Genomic DNA, 13,330 nt, shown 5'->3' with positions numbered 1-13,330 from the left:
TTGATTCACCTTGTTATGTCAACGCCACGATGTTTGACCGTTATTTGCCATTTTCATGCCCGCTAAGATACTTTCGTTACTGATGCTGTCCGCTTTTCACCATTTCATCATCACTGATTGGCGTTGTGTTTTTGGTCAGCACTCCAGCTTTACGTTTCTCTTTTAACCGGTAACTCTCTCCTTTGATATTCAGCGTGGTTGAGTGATGTAGCAACCGATCCAGTATCGCTGTTGCCAGCACGTGATCTCCGAACATTTCTCCCCAGTCTGCGAACCCTTTGTTTGACGTCAGTATGATGCTCGCTTTTTCATATCGACGGTTCAGTAGCCGGAAGAACAGGCTGGCTTCCTCTCTGTTCATCGGCAGATAGCCTATTTCATCCAGGATCAACACCCGGGCATAACTCAGTTGCTGCAGCTGACGCTCCAGACGGTTTTCCTGTTTCGCTTTCATCAGTGTCGCGATCAGTCTGTCCAGTGGCATAAACAGTACCCGATGTCCCGCATCCACCGCTTTCACGCCAAGAGCTATGGCCAGATGAGTTTTTCCGACACCAGGAGGTCCCAGCAGGATCACGTTTTCGCTGCGCTCCACGAACGCCAGACCAGCCAGTTCCCGGACAACCTTACGGTCGATGCCCGGCTGGAAGGTAAAGTCGAACTGCTCCAGCGTTTTGACCCACGGCAGACGAGCCTGCTTCAGCCTGGACTCCATACCGCGCTGATGCCTGCCGTTCCATTCCTGCTGTAGCGCCATGCACAGGAACTCCCGGTAGTTCAGCTCTTTTTTAGCTGCCTGTTCCAGCAGGCTTTCAACGTGATAACTCAGATGCTCCATTTTCAGGCGACTCAGCAGGACTTCCAGCTCATGCATCACAACAGCTCCTCATAGGCACTCAGTGGTCGATGTTCCACCTGACTGACCTGCTGCCAGAGCGGGGCGTGATGCTCCGGCACTGTCTGCCAGCCAGACGATGCCGAACAGAGGCGATGTGAGGCCACCAGTTTCTCATTACTGTAGATCCGCAACTCGTCATCCAGCGATATTCGTATCGATACCGGCTGACCACACAGCGCTTCGGGAACGCTGTAACGATTACCACCAACCTCGATATAGCTGTCCCAGGACACATGGCGGATATCGAAGTAACTGGTATCGAAGTCCGTATCCGGTAACGGCTGCAGATGTTCCTGCTCCAGCGCGAAGCGCTGTTCCGGCGTTTCTTTGAACTGGCGAAGTTCCCGTTTGTCAGCCACATCGGCTATCCATTGCTCCAGTTGTTGATTAACATGAGTGAAGCTGTCGAACCTGCGGTACCGGACGAAGAAGTTCTCCTTGAGGTATTTCACCATTCGCTCAACCTTACCTTTTGTTCTGGCCCTGCGTGGACGGCATGCCCGTGGCAGGAAGTTATAGTGGTCGGCCAGCAACAGGAATCCGGAGTTGAACACGACTTTCCCGTTGTTATTCTTCAGCACCGCAGCCTTCTGGTTATCAACCAGCACCGTTTTCACACAACCACCGAAGTAGCGGAAGGCGCGAACCAGTGATTCGTAGGTATGCTCAGCATCCTGTTTTGGTGCTGCGAAGACATGGAAGCGGCGGGAGAACCCCAGCGTATTAACCGCAAAGTTAACTTTGCACCGTTGCCCGGCAACCTCCACCTCAACTTCGCCCCAGTCGTGCTGGAGCTGGTATCCAGGCTGAGTTTCGAAGCGAACTGTTCTTTTTGACGGACGCATTTTACGTTTGGGCTGGATGTAGTAACGCAGCATGGAACGTCCGCCCGTATAACCCATTGCCTTAATCTCCGCGAAGATAACCTCACTATTCCAGACATTCTCTGCCAGGCGCATGTCGATGTAATCCATAAACGGTTTCAGCTTAACCATTTTGTGGCGGGTCTTTCTGGCTGGCGGTTCAGGGTATTTGAGGTAGCGTCTGACCGTCCGTTCAGAGCAACCAATCTGAGTCGCAATATCGACAATGTACGCGCCCTGCTGGCGCATTTGCTTTATCATGTAAAAGTCCTCTCTGCTCAGCATGTTGATGTCCTTTCTGGTGTGAGAACCTTAAGGAAACAACATGTTGGGGGGAGCGGACAATCCAAATGGTGAATTACCGTCTTATATCACTGGCGCTGACAGTTACAGATTGCTATTGTGTGCGCGCGTCGAAAGACCGTTAATATTCTCAGGTTAATCCGGCGCGTTACGCAGCCTGTTTTTAGTGAAGAAGGTATCTATGGGTGAGATTAGTATTACCAAACTGCTGGTGGTTGCCGCACTGGTTGTTCTGCTGTTTGGTACCAAGAAGTTACGTACGCTGGGCGGAGACCTGGGCACGGCGATTAAAGGATTCAAGAAAGCGATGAACGATGAAGACGCGGGCGTGAAGAAAGACGTTGACGGCGGCGTTCAGGCTGAAAAGCTCTCGCATAAAGAGTAATGGCGCGATGCGCTTGCTCTGCAGAGTAAAAAACCGGCGAGTTGCCGGTTTTTTTCTGCCTGAAATGTAAGCGTGTATTACACGATCATTTCACTTCCATGCCTTTGGCCTGTAGATCAGCATGGTACGAAGAACGCACAAAGGGACCACAGGCAGCATGGGTAAAGCCCATCGCCAGGGCTTCCGCTTTCATCTCGTCAAACTCTTCCGGGCTGACATAACGCTGTACCGGCAGGTGATGGCGGCTTGGCTGTAGATACTGGCCAAGCGTCAGCATGGTGACGCCGTGACGGCGTAAGTCGCGCATAACCTCAATGATTTCTGCGTTGGTTTCGCCTAAGCCGACCATCAGACCCGATTTTGTCGGAATTTGCGGGTGCGCTTCTTTGAAGCGTTCCAGTAATTTCAGCGACCAGTTGTAATCGGCGCCCGGACGTACCTGGCGGTAGATACGCGGCACGTTTTCAAGATTATGGTTAAACACATCCGGCGGCGTTGCGTTAAGGATATCCAGCGCACGATCCATACGTCCACGGAAGTCTGGCACCAGCGTCTCTATTTTTATCTCCGGGCTTTTGGCTCGGATGGCGGTGATACAGTCAGCAAAATGCTGGGCACCGCCGTCACGCAGATCGTCACGGTCGACAGAGGTGATTACCACATAGCGTAGCGCCATGTCGGCGATCGTTTGCGCCAGTTTCTGCGGCTCTTCCGCATCCGGCGCAACAGGGCGGCCATGGGCGACATCACAGAACGGACAGCGGCGGGTGCAAATGGCGCCGAGGATCATAAACGTGGCGGTACCGTGGTTGAAACATTCAGCCAGGTTCGGGCAAGACGCTTCCTCGCAGACAGAATGCAGGCCATTTTTGCGCATTGCGGCTTTGATGCCCTGGATACGGGTAGAATCCGCCGGAAGTTTTATTTTCATCCATTCCGGTTTACGTAGCAGAGCGTCGCGCTCTGTGACCACATTTTTTACCGGGATAAGAGCCATCTTATCGGCATCGCGGTATTTTACACCGCGTTCCATCACAATGGGTTTACTCATAGCGTGCGTGTTCCAGTTGCGAATAACGAAGAAAGCGTTTCAATTCAAGGGAAAGTTGTATTTATCAACTATTTTTGAATTTGTGACACGCAGTATATCATTGATAAGGGCCATAAAGCAGCCTGACAGCCCGGCAAAATGTAAAATAGTTGTTGTTTTGTGCTGTTTGCCCATCTCTTCCGTGACCTGAATGCAACATTTTTGTCAGAACGCCTCACGAATAATATCAATGACGTTCTCCAGCACCGGATCGCGCAGACTCAGTTTATTGTAATGCAGCGAGAACTCGACCTGTTCACTATTCACCGGCACGTAGGGAAGGCGTTCAAGCGGCCAGCAGCGGCTAAATAAGGTGTAGAAGCGGGTGGGCATCAGACCCAGCAGATCGCTGCTGGCGATCAGCGAGGCAATGGTAAAAATATTGTAACTACTAAAACTGATTTGCTGATCGGGAAATGTCTCCTGCAGCCGCTGGCGCAGTAGGGAAAGATTTTGTCCCTCCAGCATCAGAAAGGTGTGATCCGCGCTGTTCAGTTTCTCTTCAGTAATGGCGTTCGCCAGACACGGGTGATGCTGGCGACAGACAATCTCAAGCGTATCGCTAAACAGGACGTGATGCTGAATGCTCCGGTTGTTATAGCTATGGGTATTGATAATGAGATCGGTCTGAAACTGGCTAAGCTGGCTTTCGGCATCGTCTACCGGAATATTGCGCAGCAAAAGCTGAGGATAACGCGTCCTGATGGCCTGATAAATCACCGGCATCACCAGCGCGCCGACCGAAGGCGTCGTGCCAATCGTAATGGTGCGTTGCTTATCATAGCTGCCCGTAAGATCCAGGGCACCAAGAATAGACTCCAGCCCCTGGCTGATGTATTCGTGCAGATGCGTAGCATACGTCGTGGGCGTTACGCCCTGGCCTTTGCGAATAAACAACGGATCGGGAAATATGGTCCGTAATTTTTGAATGGACTGGCTGATAGCTGACGGCGTCAAATTAAGAATTTTCGCTGCATTGACGATCCCTTTATGGACATACACGGCTTCGAAAATCGTCAATAGATTGAGGTCGATATTTCTCAGTGTTCTGAAAATTTGCGGTTTGTCTTGTAGGTGTTGATCGGCAGGCTGTCTTTCTGTCTGATTATTATCACTCACGCTCTGGCTCCGGATTTATTCGTATTATGAATAATAGATGAAATAACATATCTTGCATTTATAAGTTGCTTTAAAAATTGCTCTAATGAATATATCTTTAGTCATTTCAATAAGGTAAGTAACAGCAAGGCCGATATTTTGCTCACGGAAAATTCCTCATCGTGAGGACTGAAGAGACCATGCCGCCTGGCGGGTACCGCAGGGATATAACGAAAATATAGAAAGCGAGGGGAGAAGTAAAGTATTCAAATCATATATGATTAATGACCCATAAATTTCTTGGGCCATTATATTTTACTCATTAAGCGGCGATATATTCATGCGGTGGATTATTTAGCAGGGCTAAAATATTCGCCAGCAAGCGGGGCGCAATATTATCCGTGGTAGCGTCTTCCTTCCATTGCGTTATTTTGGCCATTTCCATTCCGGCATAACCACACGGGTTGATACGTAAGAAAGGGGAAAGATCCATGTTAACGTTTAGTGCTAAACCGTGGAAGGAGCAGCCGCGACGGATACGTAAACCCAGCGAGCAGATTTTCTTTTCACCCACGTAGACGCCCGGCGCATCGGCGCGCGGATGCGCCTCAATACCAATTTCAGCCAGTGTATTCACCACGGTCTGTTCGAGTAGGGTGACTAAATCACGCACGCCCAGTTTACGTCGCTTCAGGTTAAGTAAAACGTACATCACCTGTTGGCCCGGACCATGATAGGTCACCTGCCCCCCTCGATCGCTCTGCACAACGGGAATATCGCCAGGCATCAATATATGTTCCGCTTTACCGGCCTGGCCCTGGGTAAACACCGGGTAATGTTCAACCAACCAGATTTCATCATTGCTGTTTTCATCGCGCATATCGGTAAAGTCATGCATGGCCTGAGAGATAGCCTCATAGGGCCGAAGGCCGAGCTGGCGGACAAGGATTTTATCCTGATACAAAACGGCATCTCCGTAGAGAATGAAAAAAGAGAGGAAAGTATATCACAGCGGGGAAGGCGAGGAGTTACCCGGATAAGACCGGGTAACCGTCTGGATGTATTACAATACCATTCGTACGATATCAATATTGCCCAGTTCTTCGTACAGCGTTTCAACCTGTTCAATATGGGTGGCGTTAATGGTGATAGAGACCGAGTGGTAGTTGCCTTTGCTGCTCGGTTTTACCGTCGGAGAGTAATCACCAGGCGCATGGCGCTGTACCACTTCAACCACCTGATCAACCAGCTCAGGTAACGCCTGCCCCATTACTTTGTAAGTAAATGGCGTAGGGAATTCAAGCAGTTCGTTAAGTTTGGTTTTCATGTCAGCTCCGGCATTACGTAAAAAAATAATAACTCCCGCCTCAGGACGGGAGTTTTACTGATGCATAGTATATGGGGACGAAAATCACACTTTCAAGCGTTCAATTTTTATCCAAACCAGTGATGGAACATTAATTTAATGTAATCAATGATTTTACCGAAGAAGTTCCCCTCCGGGATCTCTTGCAGTACGACTAGCGGACGCTGCTCGATGGTTTTGCCGTCCAACTGGAAGTTGATGGTGCCGACCACCTGGTTTTTCTGCAGCGGCGCGTGCAGTTCCGCAGTATTCAGTACATAGCTCGCTTTCAAATCTTTCATGCGGCCGCGAGGGATCGTCAGGTAAACGTCTTTATCGACGCCCAGCGAGGCGCGATCGGTATTACCAAACCAGGCGGGTTCAGAGGCGAACTCTTTACCAGCCTTCAGCGGATTAACGGTTTCAAAGAAACGGAAGCCCCACGTCAGCAGTTTTTTGCTTTCTGTTTCACGGCCTTTATAGGTCCGTCCGCCCATCACGGCGGAGATCAAGCGCATCTGGCCTTCGGTTGCGGAAGCGACCAGATTATAGCCCGCTTTGCTGGTATGCCCGGTTTTGATGCCGTCCACATTTAGGCTGTTATCCCACAGCAAACCGTTACGGTTTAACTGGCGAATGCCGTTAAAGGTGAACTCTTTTTCTTTATAAACGGCATATTCGTTAGGCACATCGCGAATTAACGCCTGGCCAATCAGCGCCATATCGCGAGCTGAACTGTATTGTCCGTCGGCGTCCAGGCCGTGTACGGTCTGGAAATGGGTATTTTTCAGTCCCAGCGCGTTCACATAGCTGTTCATCAGCCCGACGAAAGCATCCTGGCTACCGGCGGCGAAATCAGCCATCGCCACACAGGCGTCATTGCCGGATTGCAGATTGATGCCGCGTATCAACTGGGAGACCGGTACCTGCATTCCCGGCTTGAGGAACATCAGCGAGGAGCCTTTAAATACCGGATTGCCGGTGGCCCAGGCGTCATTACCGACGGTAACCAGGTCGGTTTCTTTAAATTTACCCGCTTTCATTGCCTGTCCGATGACGTAACTGGTCATCATCTTCGTCAGACTCGCCGGGTCGCGACGTTCGTCGGCGTTTTGTTCCGCCAGAACTTTGCCGGAGTTGTAGTCGATCAGGATGTAGGATTCCGCATCGATCTGCGGAACACCCGGGATCATAGTTTTGATATTCAGGTCATCGGCATGTGCGGCTGAGATAAACGAGGCACAAAGCGCCGTGGTGAGCGCCATGCGCTGCATAAAACGAGCGGAAAAAGTGGTCTTCATGGTCTGAACTACGACGTCCGTGATGAAATTAAAAAAAGAGCCCTACTATAGCAAAAGCATAACTGGCAGGCATCTGACTTTCCGCGTGACTTTGTTAATGTCATTTACAGAAATTGACAGTACAGATGCCTGCAATATGTTACTGCGCGCTGGCGATAAAGGACTGTAATTGTGCTTCTGTTTGCAAACGTTGCTGTAACGCGCTGGCTTCCGTTTTACTGGCAAAAGGCCCCAGTTGAATACGCCAGACCGCGCCGTTTTGCATTACGCGGCCTGGTACACTGAACTGCTGGCTTAAACGCTGTTGGTACTGCTGCGCGCGCGTTTGATCGCTGACGGCACCGACCTGGACGACGAAACGACCGCTCGCCGCGGCGGCAGGCGCGCTAACCGTCGCCGTAGCCGCTGGAGCCGTCACCAGCGCGGAGACCGGCGCTGGCTGTGGAGCCGGCGTCGGTTCGTTACCCTCCAGCACGCCAGGCGCCAGCGTGGTCGGCGCGCCAAGGAAGCCGCTGCTGCTCACCGGCGCGCCGGTAGTATCGTCACTTTTCAATGTGGAATTGCTGACCGGAAGTACGTCGCCTTGCGGTTGCGCAGGCGCTGAGGAGACACTTCCCATGCCGCCGCTTAAATCAGGGCGAGGAGGCAGAGCGTAGGTCTGTTTCGCCACCGTCGTACAGGCCATCCCCGGGCCGGAAAGCGAACCGTCCGGCGCCACGATAATAGGGTCAATCCGTACTTTAGTATTATTCGAGGTATTCAGACGATCGGCTGCCGCGCGGGAAAGAGAGATGACCCGATCGGTGCCATAGGGGCCACGATCGTTAATACGTACGACGATCATGCGTCCGTTGGCAAGGTTGGTAATTCGCGCATAGCTGGGGATGGGCAGCGTCGGATGAGCGGCGGTAAGCTGCATCGGATCAAACATCTCCCCGGAGGCGGTTAAATTACTGCCGGGTTCCGCATCATAAATAGCGGCCAGGCCAGCCTGGCTAAAGCGGGACGGGTCCTGAACGATTTTATAACTTTTACCGTCACGCTGATAATCCTGGTTTGCAGTCGGATTCAGAGGTTCATAACGCGGTTCCGCTCCGCTGATTTCCACCGCCGGACCATTACATACCGCAGGCTGCGGCGCGACGGTGGGTTGCTGCTGACCGCCGTCATTAGTACATGCCGCGAGTAGTACTATCCCTGCCGCGACGCAGATTACAGGCAACTGCTTACGCATTGCGCACCCCTTATACGCTTTTCGACAACATTTTTCTGTGGGTGTGGATCGACATCACAATCCCGAACCCGGCCATCAGCACGATCAGTGCGGAGCCCCCGTAGCTGACCAGGGGTAAAGGTACTCCAACCACAGGCAGAATACCGCTCACCATACCAATATTTACGAAGACATAAACGAATAATATTAACATTAATCCGCCAGCCATCACGCGACCAAATGTAGTTTGCGCTCTGGCGGCAATCCACAGACCGCGCATTATCAGCAAAATATAGAGCGCGAGCAGAATCAGGATGCCCACCAGACCGAGTTCTTCCGCCAGTACCGCGAAGATAAAGTCGGTATGGCGTTCGGGTAAAAACTCCAGTTGCGACTGGGTGCCATGGAGCCAGCCTTTACCGCGCAGGCCGCCTGAGCCAATGGCGATTTTAGACTGAATAATATGATAGCCCGCGCCCAGCGGATCGGTCTCCGGATCAAGGAGCATCATGACACGCTGGCGTTGGTAATCGTGCATCAGGAAGAACCACAAAATAGGAATAAATGCAGCGATCAATACAATGGCGACCCCAATTAAGCGCCAGCTCAGACCAGACAAAAATAGGACAAAGAGACCGGAAAGGGCGACCAGAATAGACGTCCCCAGGTCCGGCTGGGCGGCGACCAGCAGGGTAGGCATAAAAATTAATACCAGGGCGATGGCGGTGTTTTTCAGCGAGGGTGGGCAGACGTCGCGATTAATAAAGCGGGCGACCATCAGCGGCACGGCGATTTTGGCTATTTCCGAAGGCTGAAAGCGAACGATTCCCAGATCGAGCCAGCGCTGCGCGCCTTTGGATATTGCGCCAAAGGCATCAACGGCGACCAGCAGAATGATACAAATGATATAGAGATAGGGTGCCCAGCCTTCATACACGCGCGGCGGGATCTGCGCCATCACCACCATGACCACCAGCCCCATCGCAATCTGGCCAATTTTACGCTCCATCATGCCGATGTCCTGGCCGCTGGCGCTCCAGATGACCAACGCGCTGTAAACCAGTAACGCCAGCAGAATCAGTAGCATCGTGGGATCGATATGAATTTTATCCCAGAAGGTTTTTTTGTTCGGATTATCCGTCATGATTATTGGTCCTCCGCCGCTGCAACCACCGGGTTTTCCGCAGGCAAATGGGTGTTGTTGTCGCCCAGCATGATGTGATCAAGAATTTGGCGCATGATTGTACCTACTGCCGGGCCTGCGCCGCCGTTTTCAAGGATGATCGCGACGGCGACCTGGGGATTGTTATACGGCGCAAAAGCGGTCATCAATTTATGGTCGCGCAGGCGCTCGGCGATTTTATGCGCATTGTACGTTTCGTTGGCCTTCAGGCCAAAGACCTGCGCGGTGCCCGATTTCGCCGCGATTTTATAGGGCGCGCTGGCAAAATATTTATGCGCCGTGCCGTTAGGGCGGTTGGCGACGCCATACATGCCATCTTTCGCAATTTCCCAATAGCCGGAGTGAATATCACCCACCGGCGGCTCATGCGGCTGTACCCACGGCACCTGTTTACCGTTTTCCGCGGTGCTCATTAACAGGTGCGGGACTTTAACTACGCCGTCGTTAATAAGGATCATCAGCGCCTTACTCATCTGAATTGGCGTCGCTGTCCAGTAGCCCTGGCCGATACCCACCGGAATCGTATCGCCCTGATACCACGGTTTTTTAAAGCGTTTCTGTTTCCACTCGCGGGTCGGCATATTACCAGAGCGTTCTTCTGCGAGATCAATTCCGGTATAGTGACCATAGCCGAATTTACCCATCCATTCTGACAGGCGGTCGATCCCCATGTCATAGGCCACCTGATAGAAGAAGGTATCCGCCGACTCTTCAAGGGATTTGGTGACGTTCAGATGCCCGTGGCCCCATTTTTTCCAGTCGCGGTAGCGTTTCTCCGACCCCGGCAACTGCCACCAGCCAGGGTCGAAAAGACTGGTGTTACGGGTGATGACGCCAGCGCTTAAGGCCGATACGGCGACGTAAGGCTTAACGGTAGAGGCCGGTGGGTAGACACCCTGGGTCGCGCGGTTCACTAATGGCGTGTTCGGATCGTTAAGCAGCCCGGAGTAATCTTTGCTGGAGATGCCGTCCACGAAAAGGTTAGGGTCGTAGCTTGGCATGGATACCAGCGATAGCACGCCGCCGGTACGCGGATCGGTGACAATTACCGCCGCGCGGCTGCCTGCCAGCAGCGTTTCAATATACTGCTGGAGTTTGAGATCCAGCGTCAGGTAGATATCGTGCCCTGCTTGCGGCGGCACCTCTTTGAGCTGGCGAATAACGCGACCGCGGTTGTTGACTTCAACCTCTTCATAACCGGTTTGCCCATGCAAAATATCTTCATAGTAGCGCTCAATGCCCAGCTTGCCGATGTCATGGGTGGCGGCGTAGTTCGCCAGTTTGTTTTCTCTGTCGAGGCGCTCGACGTCTTTATCATTGATTTTCGATACGTAGCCGATAACGTGAGTCAGCGCCGATCCGTATGGATAATAGCGGCGTTTATAGCCTTTGACTTCGACGCCTGGAAAACGGTATTGGTTAACGGCAAAGCGCGCGACCTGAACTTCCGTCAGGTTCGTTTTCACCGGAATAGAGGTAAAGCGATGCGAGCGGGCGCGCTCTTTTTTAAAGGCGGCGATATCGTCGTCGTTCAAATCGACCACACTGCGTAGCGCATCCAGCGTTTGCTGAACGTTATCCACCTTTTCCGGCATCATTTCAATCTGATATATAGTGCGGTTCAGCGCAAGGGGAATGCCGTTACGGTCGTAGATTATTCCGCGGCTTGGCGCAATTGGCACCAGCTTGATACGGTTTTCGTTCGAGCGGGTCTGGTAATCGGTAAAACGGAGGATTTGCAGATTATACAAATTGGCGATCAGTACGCCGGTCAGCAGCAAAATACCCAAAAAGGCGACCAGCGCCCGACGCACAAACAGTGCGGACTCAGCCGTATAGTCACGAAAAGAATTTTGTCGTTTCATCCGCTGCTTAATCTTCTCAAGACTTCACGATCACTCACGGTGATAAGGGTGGTTGGTCGTGATGCTCCACGCCCGGTATAAACTCTCCGCGACCAGAACCCGAACAAGCGGGTGAGGGAGCGTTAACGCCGAGAGCGACCAACTCTGTTCCGCTGCCGCTTTGCAGGCGGGAGATAATCCTTCCGGCCCGCCAATCAGCAAACTGACGTCGCGCCCGTCCTGTTTCCAGCGCTCCAGCTCATTGGCTAACTGCGGCGTATCCCACGGCTTGCCTGGAATATCCAGGGTAACAATGCGATTCTTACCGGCGGCGGCCAGCATCTGCTCGCCCTCTTTGTCGAGAATGCGTTTGATATCCGCGTTCTTGCCGCGTTTGCCCGCAGGGATTTCGATCAGTTCAAAGGGCATGTCTTTCGGAAAACGACGCAGATATTCCATAAATCCCGTTTGAACCCAGTCGGGCATTTTCGTGCCGACAGCGACAAGTTGCAGCTTCACGCATTAACTCCAGAGTTTTTCCAGTTCATACAGGCGGCGACTTTCTTCCTGCATGACATGCACAATCACATCGCCCAGATCGACGACAATCCAGTCAGCCGCATTTTCGCCTTCGACGCCCAACGGCAGCATACCGGCCGCGCGCGACGACTGCACAACGTGGTCGGCAATAGACATAACGTGACGGCTGGAGGTGCCGGTACAAATAATCATACAGTCGGTGATACTGGATTTACCCTGAACATCTAAGGCGATGATGTCCTGACCTTTCAGGTCATCAATTTTGTCGATAACAAAATCCTGGAGTGCTTTACCCTGCAAGTTTTCCCCCTGGGTGAATAATTGCGTTATAACGATAGAAAAAAGGCCAACAGGCTGGACCGGTAAGGCGTTGCGAGGTTAACGCTAACCTTCCGGCGGGACGCCGTGTAGTATACCTGAATCAGCGGCGATACCGGGACTTATGTCGCCGGATCGGCGTTTAAAACCAGATTATCATCCCATCCCACGTCACAGAAAGCATCGCCATTTTTGTAAAACAATTTCTGCAAAGCTCTGAAAGGTGAAAATAGCCTGGCTGCGGAGAATAACAGCCTGTCGGGGGCTGTCAATGGGCGAAACCGCTGCGGCGAGAAAAAACGGAAAATTCATCACTCAGGCCGCCAGACGGCACGACTATTTAATACCTTCAGGGTGGCGAACCCTTCGCATATGTCGATTGCGCTCCAGCATCCCTGTTCTACCCGGAAATGCCATAGCGAGGCGGCGGGCATCGCGAGCAGGCGGGCAATCAACAGACTGAGTACGCCCTGATGGCTGACGATCAGCAGGCTCTGGCAATCGCTGAACGCGTCGAGTCGCGAGATAAAGCGCTCTACGCGCTGGGTAAAAGCCTGAAAACCCTCGCCATTGGTCGGAACCGCATTCTGCCAGTCCGTACACCAGGCGGCATAGCTTTCGGCATCTTCATGGGTGAGGTCGCGGTGATGGCGCATTTCCCAGTCGCCGAAATACATCTCATTAAGCTCAGGTAAGATGTGTTGCGGCGCATCCCGGCCCTCCAGTACGAGCCGGGCGGTATGGCGCGCGCGCTCCAGTTCGCTGCATAACACCCTGTCAAATGGCGCGTGGCGCAATAAGGTATGTAGCGTTTTCGCCTGGCCAATCCCTTTTTCCGTTAACGGCGTTGGAGCATGTCCGCTATACAACCCGGCGACATTGGCCTCGGTTTCGCCATGACGCACCAGCCACAATCGCATGGTATCCCTCATGATGGTTAAATGCGCAA

At 52.4% G+C, this 13,330-nt stretch carries 14 protein-coding genes; 1 reads left to right on the top strand and 13 read right to left on the bottom strand.

Annotation, left to right across the window (positions count from 1 at the left end; genetic code table 11):
- Positions 1-76: 76 nt before the first annotated feature.
- Both istB and istA read right to left on the bottom strand, forming a co-directional pair.
- Entirely contained in the window at positions 77-874 is a 798-nt protein-coding gene (istB, locus tag ACE15A_RS15970; RefSeq protein ID WP_000544830.1) for an IS21-like element IS21 family helper ATPase IstB, read from the bottom strand.
- Positions 874-2,046, bottom strand: coding sequence for an IS21-like element IS21 family transposase (gene istA / locus ACE15A_RS15965; RefSeq protein ID WP_000952373.1), 1,173 nt, complete (start codon positions 2,044-2,046; stop codon positions 874-876). Before istA ends, istB begins: the two co-directional genes overlap by 1 nt.
- 199 nt (positions 2,047-2,245) lie before the next feature.
- On the opposite strand from istA, the gene tatE reads away from it, so the two are divergent.
- Entirely contained in the window at positions 2,246-2,449 is a 204-nt protein-coding gene (gene tatE, locus ACE15A_RS15960; protein ID WP_000503937.1) for a twin-arginine translocase subunit TatE, read from the top strand.
- Positions 2,450-2,534: 85 nt separating this feature from the next.
- On the opposite strand, the gene lipA is transcribed toward tatE, so the two are convergent.
- The 11 genes from lipA to ACE15A_RS15905 form a co-directional block, all read right to left on the bottom strand.
- A complete protein-coding gene (gene lipA / locus ACE15A_RS15955) occupies positions 2,535-3,500 on the bottom strand; it encodes a lipoyl synthase (protein WP_023246807.1) in 966 nt (321 codons plus the stop codon).
- Between the two features lie 204 nt (positions 3,501-3,704).
- On the bottom strand, positions 3,705-4,658 hold the full coding sequence (locus tag ACE15A_RS15950; RefSeq protein WP_023246808.1) for a YbeF family transcriptional regulator: 954 nt from the start codon (positions 4,656-4,658) through the stop codon (positions 3,705-3,707).
- A 301-nt stretch (positions 4,659-4,959) separates the two neighbouring features.
- Positions 4,960-5,601: a lipoyl(octanoyl) transferase LipB gene (gene lipB, locus ACE15A_RS15945; RefSeq protein ID WP_023246809.1), complete on the bottom strand. Its 642-nt coding sequence runs from the start codon at positions 5,599-5,601 to the stop codon at positions 4,960-4,962.
- Between the two features lie 99 nt (positions 5,602-5,700).
- Positions 5,701-5,964 carry a DUF493 family protein YbeD gene (gene ybeD / locus ACE15A_RS15940; RefSeq protein WP_000850547.1) on the bottom strand — a complete coding sequence of 88 codons (264 nt, stop codon included), beginning with the start codon at positions 5,962-5,964 and terminating at the stop codon, positions 5,701-5,703.
- A gap of 107 nt (positions 5,965-6,071) precedes the next feature.
- A complete protein-coding gene (dacA, locus tag ACE15A_RS15935) occupies positions 6,072-7,283 on the bottom strand; it encodes a D-alanyl-D-alanine carboxypeptidase DacA (RefSeq protein ID WP_023246810.1) in 1,212 nt (403 codons plus the stop codon).
- Between the two features lie 139 nt (positions 7,284-7,422).
- Positions 7,423-8,517 (bottom strand): endolytic peptidoglycan transglycosylase RlpA, encoded by a 1,095-nt coding sequence (gene rlpA / locus ACE15A_RS15930; protein ID WP_053508415.1) that lies wholly within the window; start codon positions 8,515-8,517, stop codon positions 7,423-7,425.
- A 10-nt stretch (positions 8,518-8,527) separates the two neighbouring features.
- Positions 8,528-9,640: a peptidoglycan glycosyltransferase MrdB gene (gene mrdB, locus ACE15A_RS15925; protein WP_000131713.1), complete on the bottom strand. Its 1,113-nt coding sequence runs from the start codon at positions 9,638-9,640 to the stop codon at positions 8,528-8,530.
- Between the two features lie 2 nt (positions 9,641-9,642).
- Positions 9,643-11,544: a peptidoglycan DD-transpeptidase MrdA gene (gene mrdA / locus ACE15A_RS15920; RefSeq protein WP_000828702.1), complete on the bottom strand. Its 1,902-nt coding sequence runs from the start codon at positions 11,542-11,544 to the stop codon at positions 9,643-9,645.
- Between the two features lie 30 nt (positions 11,545-11,574).
- Positions 11,575-12,042, bottom strand: coding sequence for a 23S rRNA (pseudouridine(1915)-N(3))-methyltransferase RlmH (rlmH, locus tag ACE15A_RS15915; protein ID WP_000776099.1), 468 nt, complete (start codon positions 12,040-12,042; stop codon positions 11,575-11,577).
- Between the two features lie 3 nt (positions 12,043-12,045).
- Complete coding sequence (gene rsfS / locus ACE15A_RS15910) at positions 12,046-12,363, bottom strand: ribosome silencing factor (RefSeq protein ID WP_001161670.1); 318 nt, start codon at positions 12,361-12,363, stop codon at positions 12,046-12,048.
- A 329-nt stretch (positions 12,364-12,692) separates the two neighbouring features.
- Positions 12,693-13,301, bottom strand: a complete 609-nt coding sequence (locus tag ACE15A_RS15905; RefSeq protein WP_023246814.1) for an adenosylcobalamin/alpha-ribazole phosphatase — start codon at positions 13,299-13,301, stop codon at positions 12,693-12,695.
- Positions 13,302-13,330 lie beyond the last annotated feature (29 nt).

Origin of the sequence: Salmonella sp. HY31 (assembly GCF_042604575.1) — a bacterium.
GTDB classification, from domain to species: domain Bacteria; phylum Pseudomonadota; class Gammaproteobacteria; order Enterobacterales; family Enterobacteriaceae; genus Salmonella; species Salmonella diarizonae.
Note: the sequence above shows the minus strand (reverse complement) of the source record. Positions and strands in the feature narration are given on the sequence as shown.

Bases quoted from the DNA above. Each gene is read 5' to 3' on its own strand.
- ybeD (WP_000850547.1), bottom strand. From the start codon at position 5,964: ATGAAAACCAAACTTAACGAACTGCTTGAATTCCCTACGCCATTTACT.
- rlpA (WP_053508415.1), bottom strand. From the start codon at position 8,517: ATGCGTAAGCAGTTGCCTGTAATCTGCGTCGCGGCAGGGATAGTACTA.
- mrdB (WP_000131713.1), bottom strand. From the start codon at position 9,640: ATGACGGATAATCCGAACAAAAAAACCTTCTGGGATAAAATTCATATC.
- dacA (WP_023246810.1), bottom strand. From the start codon at position 7,283: ATGAAGACCACTTTTTCCGCTCGTTTTATGCAGCGCATGGCGCTCACC.
- tatE (WP_000503937.1), top strand. From the start codon at position 2,246: ATGGGTGAGATTAGTATTACCAAACTGCTGGTGGTTGCCGCACTGGTT.
- ACE15A_RS15905 (WP_023246814.1), bottom strand. From the start codon at position 13,301: ATGCGATTGTGGCTGGTGCGTCATGGCGAAACCGAGGCCAATGTCGCC.
- lipA (WP_023246807.1), bottom strand. From the start codon at position 3,500: ATGAGTAAACCCATTGTGATGGAACGCGGTGTAAAATACCGCGATGCC.
- istA (WP_000952373.1), bottom strand. From the start codon at position 2,046: ATGCTGAGCAGAGAGGACTTTTACATGATAAAGCAAATGCGCCAGCAG.
- istB (WP_000544830.1), bottom strand. From the start codon at position 874: ATGCATGAGCTGGAAGTCCTGCTGAGTCGCCTGAAAATGGAGCATCTG.
- mrdA (WP_000828702.1), bottom strand. From the start codon at position 11,544: ATGAAACGACAAAATTCTTTTCGTGACTATACGGCTGAGTCCGCACTG.